At 72.7% G+C, this 17,732-nt stretch carries 16 protein-coding genes and 1 riboswitch; of the genes, 10 read left to right on the top strand and 6 right to left on the bottom strand.

All coding sequences use genetic code 11. From position 1 onward, the window contains the following. Nucleotides 1-122 precede the first annotated feature (122 nt). Nucleotides 123-764: an SGNH/GDSL hydrolase family protein gene (locus tag ACZ4FV_RS23350; protein WP_402231011.1), complete on the top strand. Its 642-nt coding sequence runs from the start codon at nucleotides 123-125 to the stop codon at nucleotides 762-764. An 89-nt stretch (nucleotides 765-853) separates the two neighbouring features. Here the strand turns inward: ACZ4FV_RS23350 and ACZ4FV_RS23345 are convergent, their stop codons facing one another. Beyond that, nucleotides 854-1,651: a maleylpyruvate isomerase family mycothiol-dependent enzyme gene (locus tag ACZ4FV_RS23345; RefSeq protein WP_395858673.1), complete on the bottom strand. Its 798-nt coding sequence runs from the start codon at nucleotides 1,649-1,651 to the stop codon at nucleotides 854-856. A 177-nt stretch (nucleotides 1,652-1,828) separates the two neighbouring features. On the opposite strand from ACZ4FV_RS23345, the gene ACZ4FV_RS23340 reads away from it, so the two are divergent. Together ACZ4FV_RS23340 and ACZ4FV_RS23335 are read left to right on the top strand one after the other, a co-directional pair. After that, on the top strand, nucleotides 1,829-2,110 hold the full coding sequence (locus ACZ4FV_RS23340; RefSeq protein ID WP_395858672.1) for a type B 50S ribosomal protein L31: 282 nt from the start codon (nucleotides 1,829-1,831) through the stop codon (nucleotides 2,108-2,110). Between the two features lie 178 nt (nucleotides 2,111-2,288). Further along, nucleotides 2,289-3,134: an SAM-dependent methyltransferase gene (locus ACZ4FV_RS23335; RefSeq protein ID WP_395858671.1), complete on the top strand. Its 846-nt coding sequence runs from the start codon at nucleotides 2,289-2,291 to the stop codon at nucleotides 3,132-3,134. Between the two features lie 31 nt (nucleotides 3,135-3,165). Here the strand turns inward: ACZ4FV_RS23335 and ACZ4FV_RS23330 are convergent, their stop codons facing one another. Then, nucleotides 3,166-4,056 carry a Gfo/Idh/MocA family protein gene (locus tag ACZ4FV_RS23330; RefSeq protein ID WP_395858670.1) on the bottom strand — a complete coding sequence of 297 codons (891 nt, stop codon included), beginning with the start codon at nucleotides 4,054-4,056 and terminating at the stop codon, nucleotides 3,166-3,168. A 189-nt stretch (nucleotides 4,057-4,245) separates the two neighbouring features. Between ACZ4FV_RS23330 and ACZ4FV_RS23325 the strand changes: the two genes are divergently transcribed. From ACZ4FV_RS23325 to ACZ4FV_RS23315, 3 genes are all read left to right on the top strand, one after another. Beyond that, nucleotides 4,246-5,280: an LLM class flavin-dependent oxidoreductase gene (locus tag ACZ4FV_RS23325; protein ID WP_402231005.1), complete on the top strand. Its 1,035-nt coding sequence runs from the start codon at nucleotides 4,246-4,248 to the stop codon at nucleotides 5,278-5,280. A 180-nt stretch (nucleotides 5,281-5,460) separates the two neighbouring features. Beyond that, nucleotides 5,461-6,255: an SDR family NAD(P)-dependent oxidoreductase gene (locus ACZ4FV_RS23320; RefSeq protein WP_395858667.1), complete on the top strand. Its 795-nt coding sequence runs from the start codon at nucleotides 5,461-5,463 to the stop codon at nucleotides 6,253-6,255. Between the two features lie 201 nt (nucleotides 6,256-6,456). Then, nucleotides 6,457-8,106 carry an alpha/beta fold hydrolase gene (locus ACZ4FV_RS23315; protein WP_402231001.1) on the top strand — a complete coding sequence of 550 codons (1,650 nt, stop codon included), beginning with the start codon at nucleotides 6,457-6,459 and terminating at the stop codon, nucleotides 8,104-8,106. A gap of 98 nt (nucleotides 8,107-8,204) precedes the next feature. Here the strand turns inward: ACZ4FV_RS23315 and ACZ4FV_RS23310 are convergent, their stop codons facing one another. The 4 genes from ACZ4FV_RS23310 to ACZ4FV_RS23295 all read right to left on the bottom strand — a co-directional run bounded on the left by ACZ4FV_RS23310 (nucleotide 8,205) and on the right by ACZ4FV_RS23295 (nucleotide 13,286). Then, a complete protein-coding gene (locus ACZ4FV_RS23310) occupies nucleotides 8,205-9,734 on the bottom strand; it encodes an MFS transporter (RefSeq protein ID WP_395858665.1) in 1,530 nt (509 codons plus the stop codon). 157 nt (nucleotides 9,735-9,891) lie between these two features. After that, nucleotides 9,892-10,584 (bottom strand): TetR/AcrR family transcriptional regulator, encoded by a 693-nt coding sequence (locus ACZ4FV_RS23305; protein WP_402230998.1) that lies wholly within the window; start codon nucleotides 10,582-10,584, stop codon nucleotides 9,892-9,894. 188 nt (nucleotides 10,585-10,772) lie between these two features. Next, nucleotides 10,773-11,762 carry an aldo/keto reductase gene (locus ACZ4FV_RS23300; RefSeq protein WP_465323215.1) on the bottom strand — a complete coding sequence of 330 codons (990 nt, stop codon included), beginning with the start codon at nucleotides 11,760-11,762 and terminating at the stop codon, nucleotides 10,773-10,775. 99 nt (nucleotides 11,763-11,861) lie between these two features. Next, nucleotides 11,862-13,286 carry an aminotransferase-like domain-containing protein gene (locus ACZ4FV_RS23295; RefSeq protein WP_402230995.1) on the bottom strand — a complete coding sequence of 475 codons (1,425 nt, stop codon included), beginning with the start codon at nucleotides 13,284-13,286 and terminating at the stop codon, nucleotides 11,862-11,864. A 144-nt stretch (nucleotides 13,287-13,430) separates the two neighbouring features. On the opposite strand from ACZ4FV_RS23295, the gene ACZ4FV_RS23290 reads away from it, so the two are divergent. The 4 genes from ACZ4FV_RS23290 to ACZ4FV_RS23275 all read left to right on the top strand — a co-directional run bounded on the left by ACZ4FV_RS23290 (nucleotide 13,431) and on the right by ACZ4FV_RS23275 (nucleotide 17,167). Beyond that, on the top strand, nucleotides 13,431-14,297 hold the full coding sequence (locus ACZ4FV_RS23290; RefSeq protein WP_395858662.1) for an SCO6745 family protein: 867 nt from the start codon (nucleotides 13,431-13,433) through the stop codon (nucleotides 14,295-14,297). 289 nt (nucleotides 14,298-14,586) lie between these two features. Next, on the top strand, nucleotides 14,587-15,777 hold the full coding sequence (locus ACZ4FV_RS23285) for a glycoside hydrolase family 18 protein (RefSeq protein WP_465323214.1): 1,191 nt from the start codon (nucleotides 14,587-14,589) through the stop codon (nucleotides 15,775-15,777). A 68-nt stretch (nucleotides 15,778-15,845) separates the two neighbouring features. After that, the gene (locus ACZ4FV_RS23280) at nucleotides 15,846-16,340 is read left to right on the top strand and encodes a DUF1203 domain-containing protein (RefSeq protein ID WP_402230990.1); all 495 of its coding nucleotides are present in this window, start codon (nucleotides 15,846-15,848) and stop codon (nucleotides 16,338-16,340) included. Nucleotides 16,341-16,528: 188 nt separating this feature from the next. Further along, nucleotides 16,529-17,167 carry a hypothetical protein gene (locus tag ACZ4FV_RS23275; RefSeq protein ID WP_465323197.1) on the top strand — a complete coding sequence of 213 codons (639 nt, stop codon included), beginning with the start codon at nucleotides 16,529-16,531 and terminating at the stop codon, nucleotides 17,165-17,167. 345 nt (nucleotides 17,168-17,512) lie between these two features. After that, a riboswitch (cyclic di-AMP (ydaO/yuaA leader) is annotated at nucleotides 17,513-17,708 on the top strand. The last annotated feature ends 24 nt before the right edge of the window (nucleotides 17,709-17,732 follow it).

Here is a 17,732-nt window from a genome sequence, read left to right as displayed (position 1 = left end):
ACGGGCCCGGGCGCTCACCACCCGTTCGCGGTAGTCGGGCGGGCGGCCCGGGGCAGTCGAACCTACCGTTTGGGGGAGGACCGGTGCCCGGACGCGGCCGGTGGATCGACCCGGGAGGCACGATGACGGGTGCGAGGCACGAGGTCCCGGTGATGATCGCCGGTGATTCGATCGGTCACGTCGGCAGCGGCGACCGGACCTGGCGCTACCGGCTGTGGCGCCACCTGCGCGCCCACGACGTGCGCCTGGACCTGGTCGGCTCCAAGGATCCGCTCGGCGACATCGGGGCCGAGGTGGCCGAGTACCGACCCGACTACCTCCTGGTCCTGATGAGTGTCGACGACCTGCGCCGACCCCCGATCGAGCCGGCCGCCTTCGAGGCCAAGCTGCGCGACTTCATCACCGAGGCCCGCCGAGCCGGGCCGAGCCTGCGGATCGTGCTCGGCCACGTCCTGCCCACCCACCAGGCGGGCCCGGATCCGGAGTTCGCCGCCCGCGCGGCGAGCTTCAACGCCCGCATCGACGCCATCGCGGCCGACCTGAACACCGACGAGTCCCCGGTCGTGGTGGCCCGCACCGACGCCGAATTCGTCGCGGCCGACCACACCGGCGACGGCCTGCACCCGAACCCGGCCGGCGAGTACCGGATCGCGGCGGCGTTCGCCGACGTCCTCGCCGACCGATTCCACCTCGGCGTGCACTACCCGCGCCCCTTCCCCAGGGTCCTGGACGCCTCGACGGACGCCCCGCCGCCGGACGACTGAGCACCGGGCCCGGGTCGGCCCGCGCCGCGCCGTCGGGCGACGCGCGGCTACGCCGGAGGGCTCCCGGCGGAGACGGGGTCGACGCCGCCCTACACGGAGGGGACGAGGGTCGAGTAGCGGTCGAGCACGTCGCGGTCGCCGGTGATCTCCAGCCGGTCCGCCGCGAGGCGTCCCCACACGAAGAGCATCAAGTCGGAGGCGGTGCCGGCCAGTTCGACATCGCAGGGTCGGTCGGTGTCGCCGAGCAGGACCCGATCGCCGGCGAAGCGCGCCGCCCAGACGCCCGGACCGTCGATCCGCCGCAGCCGCAGGCGCTCCCCGGACCCGGCCGCGGCCGCCACTCGGGCTCGCCGGGCCGGGATCATCACCTCGAAGTGCTGACCCACGGCGTCCGCCGCCAACTCGGCGTGCATCGGCGCCGCGGGCCCGACCGTGTTCTCGGCGTCCCAGCGGTGCACGGCGGCCTCGATGGTCTGCACGCGCAGCCAGAAGCCGACGGTCTGCTCGTCGGACCAGGTCCAGACCCGCTCCTCGGCCGCGGTCCGCGCGAACGCCCGAGCCAACTCGTCCGCCCCGGCGGCGAACCAGTCGACCAGCCCGGGCGCGAGCGGTCCCCACGTGGGCGTGGGCCCCACCGGGTCCGGCCAACCGGCGCGGTCCTCGGGCAGCGCGAAGATGCCGACGTCGGAGACATCCGGCGGTTCGCCCAGCCGCGCGTCGACGACCCGCGTCACGAAGCGATGTACACCCCCGAGGTGGACGACCAGATCGGACATGGTCCACTCCGGACAGGACGGCACGACGGGCGCGTCCCCGCCGTCGAGGCATCGTCGCGCGGCGGCCTCGAACGCGCGGACCTCACGACGGAAATGGCTGATGCGATCCATGCCTCGATTATCGGGTGGTTCGCGTTGCCGGACAGGTGGTTCCGTTCAGCCGGACGGGTGTGTGGTCTCGCGGGGGCGGGGATTGTTCGCGAGGGTGTTGGCGAGGCCGTCGGAAGAGAGCGCGTGTGTGGCGCGCGTCGGGTCGGTGGCCTATCGAGATCCAGCCGAGGAGCAGCGATGCAGCAGGACAAGCACCCGTCGTACGGTCCGGTGGTCTTTCGGGACAGGTCCGCCGGATACGCCTTTCTCACCAAGTCCACGGCGGTCAGCGAGGAGACGATCGAGTGGGACGACGGGAACACCTACCCCGTCGTCGACGTGGAGATCTCCTCGAAGAGCCATCCGTTCTACACCGGCAATGCCCGCCCGGTGGACCCCGAAGGGGCGATCGCCAAATTCGAGCGCCGCTACGGCGGCCAGGGGAGCGAGGATACCGACGCGGGGGGCGAATCGCGGTGATCCGGGCGTGTTGATCTCCCGTCATCTCGCTTTATTCGCACGGGAGTTCGAGGACATTCCGGAGTGACGGGGGAGGGTGGGCGTTGGTCCTTGCCCCGGCCAACAAACCGAGTCCGGCACCAATAGGCTTGCCGTCAACGGGAACTGGTCATCACTCACCCCATGGTTGGAGCCTTTCATGGCAGACGACTCGCAAGCGGCGGGCAACTCTCCGGTCGGATCGGACGACGACTGGCGACCGGTCGGCATCGACATCTCCACGCCCAGCATCGCGCGGGTCTACGACGCGGTGCTCGGCGGCAAGGACAACTACCCGGTGGACCGGGCGATCGCCGAGGCGTCGCTGGCGATCGTCCCGGAGATAGGCGATGTCGGCCGGTACAACCGGGCGATACTCGGGCGCGGGGTCCGGTACATGGCGGAGCAGGGCATCCGTCAGTTCCTCGACCTGGGATCCGGCCTGCCCACCGTGCAGAACACCCACCAGGTGGCGCAGGAGCACTCGCCCGAGGCCCGTGTGGTCTACGTGGACAAGGACCCGATCGTGCTCGCGCACGGCCGGGCGCTGCTCGCGGAGAACGACCGGACCACCGTGGTCACCGCCGACCTGCGCGAGCCCGCCGAGATTTTGTCCCACCCGGACGTGCTCGCGCTGATCGACTTCGACCAGCCGATCGGCCTGATGCTCGTCGGTGTCGTGCACCACCTCAACGACGACGAGGGCCCCGAGGCGATCGTGGAGGCCTACAAGAAGGCGCTGCCGCCCGGCAGTTTCCTCTTCCTCACGCACTTCTGCGCGTCCAGCCCGGACGCGGTCGCGCTGGAGAAGGCGCTGCTCACCGACCTGGGTTCGGGACGATTCCGGACCATCGAGGAGATCTCCGCGTACTTCGACGGCCTCGAACCGGTCGAGCCGGGCGTGGTCTTCCTGCCGCTGTGGCAGCCCGAGGAATCGGTCGAGGAGCCGCTGACGGTCGGTCAGAAGCTGATGGCCGGTGGCATCGGCCGCAAGCCGACGGCCTGATCCGCCGGGGCGGAGCGTCGCGGCGCGCGACTCAGCGTGCCGCGGCGAGTTGTTGTTCGGCGCGGGCGACGATCTCCTGGAGGTACAGTCCGCGACGAACATCGCACACGTGCCGGCCGCCGTCGCGGACCAGGCTCGCGAACTCCGCGCGCAGCACCGCGAAGGCGGACCCGTCGATCGCCGTGGACAGGTCCAGCGTGGCGGCCCCGGCCGATCCGTATACGTCCACGTCGTAGCGGTGACCGCCTTCGGCCGAGCAGCACAACACCAGTTGGGACACCGCGCCGCCGGCGTGGACGAGCTGAAGCGCCGCCCAGCCCGCGCCCGCGGAGTCGGCCCGCAGGTCCACGATGTCGCCCAGCGCGACGCTCATCAGGTCGAACGCGTGCGGCCCCACGTCCAGGATCGCGCCGCGCGCCTGTCGCCACGGCGACGCCGCGAACGGACCGCCGAGGAACGCGCCGGTGACGCAGGTCAACCTGCCCGTGCGCCACGGCGTCTCGGCGCTCTCCAGGTGGGCCAGGAACTCCCGTACACGCGGCGCGTATCGTGCGCTCAGCGCGACCATCGAGCCGACCCCGGCCGTGTCGATCACATCGGCCAGGCGGCGTGCGGTGTCCGGGTCGGCCGCGATCGGCTTCTCCAGCAGCACCGCCTTGCCCGCCCGCGCCGCGCGCTCGGCGAGCGGGGGTTGGGCCTCGGGGGCGATCGCGAAGACCACCGCCTCGCACGCGTCGAGCAACTCGTCGAACTCCGCGCACGCCCGGGCGTCGTAGGACTCGGCGAGTTCCCGGGCCGCCTCCGGCCGGCGTGCCCACACCGCGGCGAGCCGGGTCTCCGGCCCGGCCGCGAACACCGGCGCGTGCACCAGCCTCGCCCACGGTCCGGCCCCGACCAGACCCACCGCGACCTGCTCGCTCATCGTCTTCGCCTCCGGTGTCGTGCTGCCCGCGCCCGCGGCGCTTCCCGCCGGCCGAGCGTACCGGGCGGTTCGCGTCGTGCGACCGCGCCACTCGGGTATCGAACGACGGACGGTGTCATGGCTCTGGAGAGCTCGCGAGGTCGCTGCTAGCTTCCGCCCGCATGAGGCTCTTCGGATGAGGTCGTGCGCATGAGGTTCTCCATGTCCCTGCCCGTGCTGCGCGATCCCGGTCACGCGCAGCCCTATCACCGCACGTTCGCGCTGGCCCGGATCGCCGAGGAGGCCGGTTTCGACACCGCCACCGTCGGCCACCACCATTTCATGCCGGGCAACATGAGCGACCCGCTCACGCTGCTGGCCGCCGTGGCCGCCCGGACGGACGTCCTGCGGGTGGGCACCGGCATCTTCCAACTCCCGGTGCACCATCCCCTGCGGGTCGCCGAACAGGTCGCCACGATCGACGAGATCTCGGGCGGACGGGTCACCCTCGGCGTCGGACTGGGCTGGTGGCCGCTGGAGTACGCGGCGCACGGATCCGAGTTCCGCACCCGGGGTGCGCGGATGGAGGAGGCGTTGGAGATCCTCCGTCTGGTCTGGACCCGGGAGAACGTCGCCTATCGGGGCCGCTTCCACGACTTCCCCGAACTGACCGTGTACCCGCGCCCGGTGCAGGAGGGCATCCCGCTGTGGGTGGCGGGCGTCGCGGACGCCGCCGTCGAGCGCGCCGCGCGCCTGGGTGACGCGTGGTTGTGCGGCCCGGTCCAGTCCCTGGCCAAGGCACGATCCTGCCTGGCGGTCTACCGGGCGGCGTGCGCGCGGCACGCCCGGCGACCCGACTGGGTGCTGCGCCGGTACGCGTGGCTCGGCAAGGACCGCCGTACCGTCGCCGAGGAGGTGCTGCCCGCGTACGTCGGCGGCCTGCTCGAGCACTGGCGCGAATCGGCCGAGGACGCCACGGAGCGCGAGTTGTTCCACCGCCTGGACGCCGGCGAACACGTCCCCGCCGAGGAAATCGCCCGGGACCGGCTGTTGTGGGGTGGCCCCGAGGACGTGATCGCCCAGATCGCCGACTACCGCGACCGTACCGGCAGCGACCACATCCACGCCGCCTTCGGCGCGGGCCTGCCGGGCGACACCGGCCCGACGTCCACGCGCGGCTCCTTCGACGAACTGGCCTCGATGATCGCACTGTTCGGCAAGGAGGTGATCCCGGCGTTCCGGTGACGCCGGCCGGGCGGCGCTGTCACCCGCCCGGCAGCGGGTGGGAGTGCCCACGGCGCTCGTGGCACGGCGCGGCATCCGCGGATCCCTCGTGATGGTCGGCCCGTCGCCGACTCCGAACCGGTCGCTCGAATGATCTACTGGACGTGGTCGGGGATGGGTGTCGGACGAAGGGTTCGCAGCGTGTTGATCGATCTTGCCGGGAAGAGCGCGTTGGTCACCGGGTCGACCCAGGGGATCGGGGCGGCGATCGCGGTGGGGTTGGCCCGGGCCGGGGCCCGGGTCGCCGTGAACGGGCGCACCCCCGAGTCCGTGGACGCGGCGGTGGAGCGCATGCGCGGCGAGGTGCCCGGCGGGGAGTTCCGGGCGGCGCCGGGGGACATCGCCACCGACGAGGGGGCCGCGCGGGTATCGGCGGCGGCGCCGGACGTGGACATCCTGGTGAACAACCTCGGCATCTTCGGAGCCCGGCCCGCGCTGGAGATCGACGACGCCGAGTGGCGGCGCTACTTCGAGGTGAATGTGCTCACCGCGGTGCGGATGATCCGCGCCCACCTGCCCGGGATGCGCGAGCGCGGCTGGGGGCGGATCCAGAACATCGCCAGCGACTCGGCGGTGGTCATCCCGGCGGAGATGATCCAATACGGCATGTCCAAGACGGCGTTGCTCGCGGTGTCGCGCGGATTCGCCAAAGAGGCGGCCGGTAGCGGGGTGACGGTCAACTCGGTGATCGCCGGGCCGACCCACACCGGCGGAGTCGAGGACTTCGTCTACGAGTTGGTCGACCCGGCGCTGCCGTGGCCACAGGCACAGCGCGAGTTCATGCGGCGCCACCGCCCCCAGTCGCTTATCCAGCGGTTGATCGAGCCCGAGGAGATCGCGCACATGGTGGTCTACCTCAGCTCGGACTTCGCGTCGGCGACCACGGGCGGTGCGTTGCGGGTGGACGGCGGGTACGTGGACGCGATCCTCCCCTGAGCGAGGCCGGGCCGGGTCGGGCCCGAGCGAACCCGGCCTCCCGGACAACACGGCGGTACCCCCACCGCAGATCCCCGGCACCCCCGGCACACTTCCGGCGTCCCCCGCCCCACCCCCATCCCACCCCCGGCACCCCCGGCCGCGGCGGGGCAACCCACCTCCCCTGTGGCCCGGCTCTCGGCCCCGCTCGACTGGAGCCCCATGCAGTCCCCCGACCCCCGGCTCCCGCCGGCCCGGCGCCGCACCACCCCCCGACGCGGCCTGCGGATCGCCGTTTCGTGCGCGGCGCTGCTCGCCGGCGTCGCCGGCACCCTCGTCGGCACCGACGCACAGGCCGCCTCCGGTGCCGACGCGAACGCGGGCGCGGTCAACCCGTACGGCTCCCTCGGCGCGCAGCGTCCGCACTGGCGGGTGTGCGACTGGTACACCTCGCCCGGCCCGCGCGATCCCGACTGGCGGGACCACCCGGTCACTTCCTGCGCGGACGTGCGCGCGCCGCTGGACTGGTACGACCGGAGCAAGGGCACGATCACCGTGCGGGTGACCCGGGTGGCGAGCACCGGCGGATCGGCGCGGCGCGGCGTGCTCCTGGTCAACCCCGGCGGCCCCGGCATCGACGGCTCGGCGTCGGCGACCCGGATCGCCCGGTCCCAGCCCGAGTTGTTGCGGACCCACGACATCATCGGCTTCGCGCCCCGGGGAGTCGCGCCCTCCACGAGCCTGGACTGCGACGTGGACTGGACGCGATACGACTCGGTCGCCGACGCCCGCGACCGCTCGCCGGCCAACGTCGCACGGCAGCTCGCGAACGCGCGCCTGGTCGGACAGGCCTGCGCGGACGCGGCGTTCGCCCCGTATGTGACCACCGATCAGACCGCGCGGGACCTGGACCTGATCCGAGCCGTGCTCGGCGAGCGCCGCATCGACTACCTCGGCTTCTCCTACGGCACCTGGCTGGGCGTGTGGTACGCGGCCGCGTTCCGCGATCGGGTGGACCGCTTCGTGCTCGATTCGAGCATGAACTGGTTGTCCACGCCGGAGGAGGTCTTCGTCGAGTCGTGGGCCCGCGGCTTCCGGCGCCGCTTCGACGTGCAGTTCCTGCCCTGGCTCGCCCGCCACCACGACCGGTACGGGTTCGGCGACACCCCGGAGGCCGCGGGCGCCGCGTACGAGGAGTTGCGCGCCGCCGTCGCCGGGCAGGGGCGCGGTACGGCGCTGGACGCCACGCAGGCGACCGTGCTGTACAACTCCGACGGTTGGCCGCGGTGGGCCGAACTGCTGGTCACGCTGCGCGGCGATCCGACCCGGGCGGTGGACCTGCTCGCCGCGCCCAGGGTGCCGGTCGGCATGCCGGACAGCGGAGCGCACTGGGCGATCCGGTGCGGCGACGCCCGGTGGCCGCGGGACCCGGCCCGCTGGGTCGCCGAGGGTGACCGGCTCGGCGCGCGCTATCCGTTGGCCGGCTCGCTCGCCACCGAACAGCCTTGTGCCTTCTACCCGTTCGCGACCGCGCACCCGGTCGTGCCGAACGCGGCCACGCTGCCCCGGATGTTGATGGTGCAGAACCAGCTCGACCCGGCGACGCCCGCCGACGGCGCGCTGATCGCCGCCGCCGAGTCGCACCAGCCGATGATCTTCGTCCGGGACGCGGGCAACCACATCGCCTACGACAGCGGCAACGCGTGTGTCGACGCCCGGGTCAACGCCTACCTCGCGCGCGGCGCCCGGCCGGGCACGGTGGTCTGCGAGGCACTGCCGCTCCCGCTGGACGACGTCGTGCACCCGGTCGGCGCGGCCGGTCCGCAACCCCCGCGTCCGGGCCGCGACCCTCGGCCGCCCGGACCCGGATAGCGGTCCCGGACACGGCGCGGGCCCCACCGCCGACGGCGATGGGGCCCGCGACCGAGGTGCCGTGAGGTCCGGAAGACCCGGCGGCACCGATCGTGCGGTCAGTGCACGAGCACCGGAACCGGCAACTCGTCCGCGTCGGTGTCCGCGTCCTTGTCGTTCGAGGCGACCACCGTGCTGTCGCCGTGCCCGACGGTGATGAACGTGAAGGCGATCGCCGAGGCCAGCGCCAGGATGCCGACCGCCCACCAGATGGCGGTGGCGTAGCCGTGCACCATGGCCTGCATCTTGAGCTGCTCCAGGCCGGCCGAACCGGCCGTGTGCGAGGCCACGTAGGCCGTGGTCGCGCTCGCCGCGATGGTGTTCAGCAGCGCCGTGCCGATCGCGCCGCCGACCTGCTGCGAGGTGTTGATCATCGCCGAGGCGACACCCGCGTCCCGCGGCTGGACGCCGTGGGTGGCCAGGCTCATCGCCGGCATGAACGCCGTGCCCATGCCCAGGCCGAGCAGGATCTGCGCGGGCAGGATCAGCCCGACGTACGAACTGCCGACCTCGATCCGGGTGAGCAGCAGCATGCCGACACCGGCGGTCAGGAAGCCGGGGCCCATCAGCAGCCGGGCCGGGACCCGGGTCATCAGGCGCGCGCCGATCTGGGTCGAGCCGGTGATCATGCCCGCGATCATCGGCAGGAACGCCAGGCCGGTCATCACCGGCGAGAAGTCCTTGACGATCTGGAGGTAGTAGGTGAGGAACAGGAACATGCCGAACATCGCGATGATGGCCAGGCCGAGCGAGAGGTAGATGCCGGCCCGGTTGCGCTCGGCGATCACCCGCAGCGGCAGGAGCGGGGCCTTGACCCGGCTCTCCACGAAGACGAACGACGCGAGCAGGACGGCCGCGGCGATGAACAGGCCCACCGTGCTGCCCGAGGTCCAACCGTGGCTCTCGGCGCGGGTGAAGGCGTAGACCAGGGTGCCCAGGCCGACCGAGGACAGCACCACGCCGGGGATGTCCAGCGGCGAGCGGTTGCGGGTCCCGGCGGGCTCACTGATGACCAGTACGGCACCGGCCGCGGCGACCGCGGCGAACGGGATGTTGACGAAGAAGGTCCAGCGCCAGTTCAGGTACTCGGTGAGCACGCCGCCCAGGATCAGGCCCACCGCGCCGCCACCACCGGCGATCGCGCCGAAGATGCCGAACGCCTTGGCGCGTTCCTTGGCGTCGGTGAACATCACCGCGAGCAGGGACAACGCGGACGGGGCGAGCAGCGCGCCGAACGCGCCCTGGAGCGCCCGGGCGCCGAGCAGCATGCCGGTGCTCGCGGCTATGCCGCCGAGCGCGGACGCGGCGGCGAAACCGGTCAGGCCGACGATGAAGGTGCGGCGTCGACCCCACAGGTCGGCGATCCGGCCGCCGAAGAGCAGCAGCCCACCGAACGCGAGGGCGTACGCGGTGATCACCCATTGCCGGTTGCCGTCGGAGATGCCCAGGTCGGTCTGGGCGGACGGCAGCGCGATGTTCACGATGGTGCCGTCGAGGACGACCATCAACTGGGCGATGGCGATGAACAGGAGCGCTTTCCAGCGCCTGGGATCGGGCACGGTGGTCTTGGGCGGGGCGGTTGCAGACATGGGGGTACTCACTTGGGGGGTGCGATGCGACGACGGACGTCGCGAGGGTGGACGGTGCTCCCTCGCCCGCGCGGAAACGGCGGGGCGACGGTGAGGTGTTCGTGGTCGTTACGCGGTCACGAGGTGCTGCGAAGGTTCGGGAAGTCGGTGGGGCGCGTCAGTGCCCGGAAGGCCGCCCCTCGTGTTCGGCGGCAAGCCGTTCGATGTCCCCCAGTGCCACGGCGGTGCCGGACAGCGGGGTGGGGTCGGGGGTGCTCAGACCGTCGAGCAGCACGTCCAGGTGACGGTGCACGAACCGGTCGTTCACCACGCAGCCGCCCATCCCGGGCAGCGGTCGGGTGAGCTGGGTGATCGCCATCAGCAGATCGCCCGAGCCGACGTCGGTACGCAGCCGGCCCTCGGTACGAGAGCGCTCCATCAGCGTCTCGACCAAGTGCTCCAACCGTGCCCGGGCGGCGACCATCTCGGGGTGCGTCTTGTCCACTCCGGCGGACATGAGCGTGCACAGAGCCCCGATCCGCTCCTCCGTCGCGCCGTGCGCGAAGCGCCGCAGGGCCGTGAAGGCCTCCGGCTCCTCGGCCAGGGCCAGCTCGCCCCGCTCGGTGATCCGTTCCAGGACGGAGAGGATCACCCGCTGCGCGAGCTCGTTGCGGTCGGCGAAGTGGCGGTACAGGGTCGCGTTGCCGACTCCCGCGCGGCGGGCGACCTCGTCGAACGGCACCTCGGCGCCGTGCTCGACGAACATCTCGCGTGCCGCGGCGACGATCCGCTCGCGGTTTCGCCGGGCGTCCGCACGAAGTCGCGGGCCACGGTCCTCGGCGACGTCGGTGGCAATGACGGTGCTGCCCATGATCCGGCTCCTTCCTGTCGGTACCCGAGCGATAACCGGGGAGTGATTCCCCGATTGTTGATTCGCTGGGTTAAACGGACAGGAAGTCCCCGGATATTTCGATCGATGATGTGACCTGGGTCACATCTCATTCCACCCGCTTGCGACCGGGTGACGGTGGGCCCGGCACCCGGTCGGCGACCGGCCCGCTACCAGGCGAAAGACTCCGGCGCGGGTCCCGGGCCGGGGAAGATCCGGTCCAGTTCGGCGAGTGTCTCCGGGCTCAACTCGACGCTCGTGGCCCGCAGCGCCGAGTCCAATTGGTCTCGTGTGCGCGGGCCCACGATCGGGCCGGTCACCCCGGGGCGGGTGAGCAGCCAGGCCAGCGCGACCTCCCCCGGCGGCGTACCGATCTTGCCGCACAGGTCCTCATACGCCTGGATCTGCTCGCGCCGCTCGGCCACCTCGCCCGCCGCCCGGTCCCCGGCGGAGCGGTGCCGACTGCCCGCGCGCTCCTTCTCCAGCACCCCGCCCAGTACGCCGCCGTGCAGCGGCGACCACGGGATGACCCCGAGGCCGTAGGCCCGCGCCGCCGGCAGCACCTCGGCCTCGGCGGCCCGCTCGGCCAGGTTGTACAGGCACTGCTCGCTGACCAGACCCAGCGAGGATCGGCGGGCCGCCGCCTCCTGGGCCTGCGCGATGTGCCAGCCGGCGAAGTTCGACGACCCGACGTAGAGCACCTTGCCCTGCGTGACCAGCAGGTCCATCGCCTGCCAGATCTCCTCCCACGGGACCCGGCGATCGATGTGGTGCATCTGGTAGACGTCGATGTGGTCGGTGCCCAGGCGGCGCAGGCTGTCCTCGCAGGCCCGGCGGATGTGCCGGGCGCTGAGCCCGCCCGAGTTGGGCCAGTCGCCCCAACTGCCGTAGACCTTCGTGGCCAGCACGACCCGTTCGCGCCGGTCGCCCCCGGCCAGCCAGCGGCCGACGAGTTCCTCGGTGTCCCCCCGGGCGCCGGCGCCGGTCAGTTGGGAGCGCCCGTACACGTTCGCGGTGTCGAACAGGTTGATGCCCGCGTCGAGCGCGGCGTCCATGATCTCGCCACTGTCGCGTTCGTCGGTGGCGGGCCCGAAGTTCATCGTGCCGAGCACGATGCGACCCACGGTCAGGCCGGTGCGGCCCAGTTCGGTGTACGGCATGGCGGAGGCGGAAGAGGTCATGTCCTTGTCGCTGCCCGGCCCGAGCAGGCCGGAACCCATGGGATTCACCACGCCGGCCGACGAAGGGGTCGGTGCCCGTCAGCGACTCGCCGCCAGTCGACGGGTGTGCTCCTCCCACGCGGCGGTCAGCCGGTCGACGGCCGACTCGAGGGTGGCCGCCGACTCGGCGAAGGACAACCGCACGCCGCGATGGTGTCGGCCGTCCACGCACGCGTCGGCGCCGGGCAGGACCAGCACGCCGTACCGCGCGGCCAGGTGCGCGAACGTCGTACTGTCCGCGACCGGCAGGTCCGCCCACACCGACAGCCCGGCCCGCGGCGCCTGCACCCGCCAGGCCGGCAACTGACCGGCCAGCAGGTCCAGCAGCAGATCGCGGCGTTCGGTCAGCGCTCGACGCAGTTCCTCCTGCCAGTGCGCGTCGGCGGCTCGCAGCAGGCGGGCGGCGAGCACCTGCGCGGGTACGCTCGCCGCCGCGCCGGTCGCGCGGGTCCGGGTCAGCCGGCCGCGCAGCGCGTCCGGCGCGCGCAGCCAGCCCACCCGCAGGCCGGCCCAGAACATCTTGGACAGCGAGCCGAACGCGATCACCGTGTCGTCGTCGGCCGCGGCCGGCGGTACGGGAGGGGCACGGTCCGGTCCCAGGCCCAGTCCGGCCTGGGTCAGGTCCTCCACCAGCACCGCGTCCCGGGCGCGCCGCACCGTGAGCAGGGCGCGGCGGCGGAGCTCGGCCAGCGGAGCGCCGGTCGGGTCGTGCGCGGCCGAGGCGGCCAGGATCACCGGTGCGTGCAGCCGGGCGGCGGCCCGGTCCACGGCGGCCACGTCCAGACCCAGGGCGTCCACACCGACACCGATCGGCCGACCCCCGGCCGCCGTCACCGCCGCGGCCAGGCCGGGCGTGCCCGGGCAGCCGGTCAGGACCGCCCGTCCCGGTGACACCAGCGCCGCGAGCACCAGGGACAGCGCGTGCCGGGCACCGGCGGTGACGATCAACCGGTCGGGTGTGGTCGGCAGGCCCAGGTGCGTGGTGAGGTGGTCGGCCAAGGCCGCGCGCAGTTCGGGCAGGCCGTCCGGGGGCAGGCCGTGCCCGTCGTCCTGAGACAACACGAACGCGCCGTCCGCGGGCGGCAGATGCCCGGTCCCGGCGGGTACCGACAGGGACAGGTCGAGCACGTCGGCGTCGGCGACCAGGCGCCGCCGGACCGGGGCCGCGACCGGGGTGGGCGGATGCGTCCACCCGGGCCGGGGACACACGAACGTGCCCGCGCCCTGGCGCCGCTCCACCAGGCCGGCCTCGGCGAGCGTCTCGTAGCCGCGCACGACGGTGCCGCGGCCGACCCCCAGGGCGTGCGCCAACGGGCGCTCGGCGGGCAGCCGCGCGCCCGGGCCGGCGAGGCCGCGCTCGATCGCCTCGGCCAGCGACTCGGCGATCCGTCGATGGCGCGGTCCCGCGCGGGTGTGCCAGTCCTCCAGCGCGACGCGTACCCACCAGCTCGGATCCTGGTCCATTCACCCAGATTGGCACTGTTCCGGGAGTGGGACAACGGGCAGGCTCGTCGACGGGGCCGGCTCGTGGCTCGTGGTTCGTGGCCTGCCACGCCCGATCGTCGACCGCCGCCCCCGCTCCCCGTCGCCCGGTGAAAGGTGCCCATCGTGTCGGCCGCTCCCGCCCCCACCCTCGCCAGACGCTTCTGGGAGGCGATCGAACCCGTCCACGCCGTCGTGTACTTCGCGCCGGAACCGGCCGAGGCGGCCCGCGCGCTCGGGCTGATCGGGTGGTGGATGGGCTACTTCGCGGGTCGGCTCGCCCCGCTCGGCGCGGTCCGCGCCCCCGAGGCGAGCGCGCTGTGCTTCGCGTTCGCACCCGGCCGGGTGGCCCGTGCGCTGCCCGACGCGTGGGCGTACACGACGCCGGAGAAGATGCTCGACACCCGGATCGGCGCGGTCGAGACGGCGCTGGCCCGAAGCCTGCCGGCGGTGGGCGAACGGCACCTGGAGGACCTGGTCGACCTGCTGGAACGCGCGGTCGAGGGCTGCGGGTACGAAGGACGCGCGCTCGCCGCGGCGTGGGCGGGTGTGCGGCGCCCGGACGGGGTGGCCGGCCGGTTGTGGTTGGCGAGTACGGTCCTGCGCGAACACCGCGGCGACGGCCATGTGATCGCGGTCGCGCACGCCGGCCTGACCGGCATCGAGGCGGGCCTGACCCACGCCGCCACCGGCAACGTCCCGCGCGAACTGCTGCAGAGCACCCGGGGCTGGAGCGACGCGCAGTGGGAACAGGCGCGCCGCCGCCTGGTCGCCAAGGGCCTGCTGGACCGCGACTCGCGACTGACCAGGAGCGGCGGGGCGCTGCGCCGCGACGTGGAACACGCCACCGATCGACTCGCCGCCGACCCCGTCACGCTACTGGGCGAGGCCGGGGTCGAGGAGGCCATCCGGCTGGCCGCGCCGCTGGGCCGACACCTCGTGGACAGCGGCCTGATCCCGGTACCCAACCCGATCGGGGCACCCCGCCCATGACCACGCACCCCTATTCCCGGACCGCGTCGAACCCGCGCATGGAACGGGACGGGCCGATCGCCGGGAGGCATCACCGCCGAGTGGAACGGTTCCGTACCCGAGCGCGTCCGTAGCAGGGGGAGTCGACGCAGATCTCCCGGGCCGGCGACCCGGGTCGCCGGCCCGGACACCCGTCCGCGGTCATGTGCGGCCCGCCGGCCACGACCGAGCGGTTCGCCGGCCCCCGACCCGGGCCCGAGAGCCACGACACAGGGGGGAGATCCGTATCGCCATCGCCGAACCGGGGCGGATTGCCGAGGAGAGCACCGCGCCAGGCCCGGACGAGCCCGCGGAGGTCGGTGCACACGCTGCGGCTGAGGGCGGGGTCGGCGACGCCGCCGAGCGCGACGCTCCCGCGGCGGAGCCCGACGTCCCCCCGCCACCGCGTGGGGGCCGGCTGCGGCGACGGTGGCGGTCGTGGAGTCGCCAGCGGCGGATCACCGTGATCCTGCTGATCCTGGTGAGTCTGCCGCTGCTGCCGGTGGGCGCGGCCGCGCTGGCGCTGCGGCTGGAGTACGCGGGCGATCCGTCGGACCAGGCCCGCACCCGCGGCCGGGACGCGATCTGGCTCGGCCACGCATGGGTGGACGGACGCAAGGGGGCGGCCGAACTGGCCGCACTGGCACAGCGGTTGCGGGGCACCGGCATCCACGACCTGTACGTGCACGCCGGGCCCCTGGAACACGACGGCACGCTGCCGCCCTCCGCCCACCCCGGGGCGCGGCAACTGGTGGACGCGGTCCACCGCGAACTGCCCGGCGTACGGGTGCAGGCCTGGCTCGGCGACATCGTCTCGCACGGCGGGCCCGGGCTGCGGCTGGAGCGCCCGCCGGTGCGCGCGGCGATCACCGCGTCGGCCGCGCAGATCCTGGACGCCGGCTTCGAGGGCGTGCACCTCGATCTGGAACCGGTGTGGTCCGGGAACGAGGACTTCCTGACCGTGCTCACCGCCACCCACGCGCTGACCCGTGCGCGCGGCGTCCCGCTGTCGGTCGCCGCCGCGCAGATCGATCCGCTGCCGTCCCTGCACAGCGTCTTCCAAGCGCTGCGCGATCACCCCAAGTGGTGGTCGCAGCGATACTTCGGCCAGGTCGCGCGGCGGGTCGACCAGATCGCGCTGATGTCCTATGACACCGCGATGCCGCTGGAGTCGCTGTACGGCGGCTACGTCGCGCAGCAGACCGAGCTCGCCCTGGAGGCGACGCCGGCCGGGGTCGACCTGCTGATGGGCCTGCCCGCCTACTACGCGAACAGTTGGGGTCATCACGGCTCGGCCGAGACGGTCGCGGCGGCGGTGCGCGGTGTCCGCCTGGGCCTGACCAGACACGACCCGCGCCGACCGAACTTCGGCGTCGCACTGTACGTCGACTTCGCCGCGACCGACACGGACTGGGCGTCCTACCGCCGGGATTGGTGTCGTCTCGACGGTCGAGCCGGGTGAGGCCGGGTGCCGAACGAGGTGTCCGATTGCCGCCGGCACCGTGTCCCGGCCGCGTCCACGCTGGAGGCATGACCACCTCCGCGGATACCCGCACCTTCGTCGTCCGAGCGATCCCCGCCGAGCTCCTCGCCTCGGTCCGGGCCACCGGCCTGGACGTCTCCGGCCACCCGGTCGAAGCGCACACGGCCGGCGGCGGCGAACCGTTGCGCTGCTGCCTGCGCGACGCCGAGCCGGGCGAGCGGCTCATGTTGTTCGGCTACGAACCGCCGCTCCCGGCGAGCCCGTACCGCGAGATCGGCCCGGTCTTCGCGCACGCCGACGCCTGCCCCGGCCCGAGCACCGACGCCTACCCGCCCCAGTGGCGGGCCCGGCCCCAGGTCTTTCGCGCCTACGACGCCCGGGGACGGATCCACCCCACCTCACGCCTCCACGACACCGACAACCCCGAGCCCGCCCTCGCCGAGATCCTCGCCGACCCCGAGGTGACCGAGATCCACTGCCGCAACATCACCTACGGCTGCTACATGTCCACCATCGTCCGCCCGTCCACCCCCGACCGCTGATCCCACGACCGGATCCCCGGTGGCGCTCGCCCCCGGCGCCGGGGGCGAGCGCCCGGCGCCGGCGCGTCCACCGGGGCGGCGACACCGTCGCGCCGGTCTCGGCCACGCCCGGGACGATCACCATGTCGGGCCGGATTCCGTACCGGCCCGCGCGCGGGCGGCTCCGAGCCGATCGCTACCGTACACGGATGGACAACGCAGTCGTGCGGAGCCCGTCGGCCCCGGTCGCGGCGCACACCGCCGCTCCCGGTCCGGGCCGTGTCCGGGGCGCCGCCCAGGTGGTCACCGACATCCTCCAGCCGCGCAACACCATCCTTGCCGGACTGTCCGGTTTCGGTGCGCTCGTCGCCCACTCGTGGACCGGCGCCGGATGGGGTCTGTTCGCGGCACTGTGCGCGGGCATCGTTCCGGCCGGGTACATCGAGTGGGAGCGTCGCCGCGGTACCTGGGGCGACCGGCACGTGGTGGACCGCCGGCAGCGTCCGCGCATCTTCGCGGTGATCCTGGCCTCGATCGGCATCGGCGCGGCGGTCATGCTCGGCGCCGGCGCGCCGTCCCGGCTGGTGTTCGCGATGTTCGCGCTGTGGGGCATGACGGTGGTGCTGCTGGTGGTGAACGCGGCGTGGAAGATCAGCGTCGACTGCGCGGTCGCGTCCGGCATCGTCGCGTTGCTCGCCGTCGCGGGCGGACCGTGGTGGTCGACCGGTTATCTCGCGGTCGGCGTCGTGTGCTGGTCGCGTGTCGCACTGCGTCACCACACCGTCGCGCAAGCCGTGGCTGGTGCGCTCTTGGGCGCCGCCACCGGGGCATCTCTGGTTTTCGGCTGACCGATAGCGGTACATATCGGGCGGCCATCGACCCTCTCTATGGTGCACGTCACATGCCGGGTACCGATGGTCAGGAGGTCGTACGCACCGTAAACCGTCTTTTCACGATTCCTGCCCTGAGTAATCGAATACCCACTATATGTCATCAATTCGGGCACAATGCGTACGCTTCTCGGGACTTTAGGTCCCGATATTCCACCCTTCCGCCCTGATTCTTCTGTTTCGGCGAAACGTGATGTTTGGATCCGAGTCGAGGGTGTGCGTAGTTTGGTGCTTCGCCACACCGGTCCGGTGCTCGGCGAAATGGTCTCCCGGTTCGCCGAATCCTGCCGCCGGAGCGAGGCCACGGTACGAAACCCGAAAGGCAGGAGCGGGGGAACCAAGTGGAATGCCGTCCCGGGCGTCCGTGACACGGACGCCCATGACGACGGCTTGGGGTGAAGCCGTGCCCGTCCCTTCCTCAGGAGGGCCGAACACGGCCGGGCGAGACTCTCCAGCCCGAATCCGACAGCTCACTTCGTAGGCGTGGGAGAAGGAAAAATCTTCGTGCAGTCGTTCATCACCC

It is taken from the genome of Embleya sp. NPDC025285, assembly GCF_055558835.1.
The sequence above is the reverse complement of the archived record's forward strand: the minus strand, read 5'-3'. Positions and strand labels throughout refer to the sequence as shown.

Excerpts from the sequence above, each read along its gene's own strand:
- ACZ4FV_RS23280 (WP_402230990.1), top strand. The coding sequence starts at position 15,846 with ATGACCACCTCCGCGGATACCCGCACCTTCGTCGTCCGAGCGATCCCC.
- ACZ4FV_RS23325 (WP_402231005.1), top strand. The coding sequence starts at position 4,246 with ATGAGGTTCTCCATGTCCCTGCCCGTGCTGCGCGATCCCGGTCACGCG.
- ACZ4FV_RS23305 (WP_402230998.1), bottom strand. The coding sequence starts at position 10,584 with ATGGGCAGCACCGTCATTGCCACCGACGTCGCCGAGGACCGTGGCCCG.
- ACZ4FV_RS23300 (WP_465323215.1), bottom strand. The coding sequence starts at position 11,762 with ATGCCGTACACCGAACTGGGCCGCACCGGCCTGACCGTGGGTCGCATC.
- ACZ4FV_RS23295 (WP_402230995.1), bottom strand. The coding sequence starts at position 13,286 with ATGGACCAGGATCCGAGCTGGTGGGTACGCGTCGCGCTGGAGGACTGG.
- ACZ4FV_RS23335 (WP_395858671.1), top strand. The coding sequence starts at position 2,289 with ATGGCAGACGACTCGCAAGCGGCGGGCAACTCTCCGGTCGGATCGGAC.
- ACZ4FV_RS23345 (WP_395858673.1), bottom strand. The coding sequence starts at position 1,651 with ATGGATCGCATCAGCCATTTCCGTCGTGAGGTCCGCGCGTTCGAGGCC.
- ACZ4FV_RS23340 (WP_395858672.1), top strand. The coding sequence starts at position 1,829 with ATGCAGCAGGACAAGCACCCGTCGTACGGTCCGGTGGTCTTTCGGGAC.
- ACZ4FV_RS23315 (WP_402231001.1), top strand. The coding sequence starts at position 6,457 with ATGCAGTCCCCCGACCCCCGGCTCCCGCCGGCCCGGCGCCGCACCACC.
- ACZ4FV_RS23330 (WP_395858670.1), bottom strand. The coding sequence starts at position 4,056 with ATGAGCGAGCAGGTCGCGGTGGGTCTGGTCGGGGCCGGACCGTGGGCG.
- ACZ4FV_RS23310 (WP_395858665.1), bottom strand. The coding sequence starts at position 9,734 with ATGTCTGCAACCGCCCCGCCCAAGACCACCGTGCCCGATCCCAGGCGC.
- ACZ4FV_RS23350 (WP_402231011.1), top strand. The coding sequence starts at position 123 with ATGACGGGTGCGAGGCACGAGGTCCCGGTGATGATCGCCGGTGATTCG.
- ACZ4FV_RS23275 (WP_465323197.1), top strand. The coding sequence starts at position 16,529 with ATGGACAACGCAGTCGTGCGGAGCCCGTCGGCCCCGGTCGCGGCGCAC.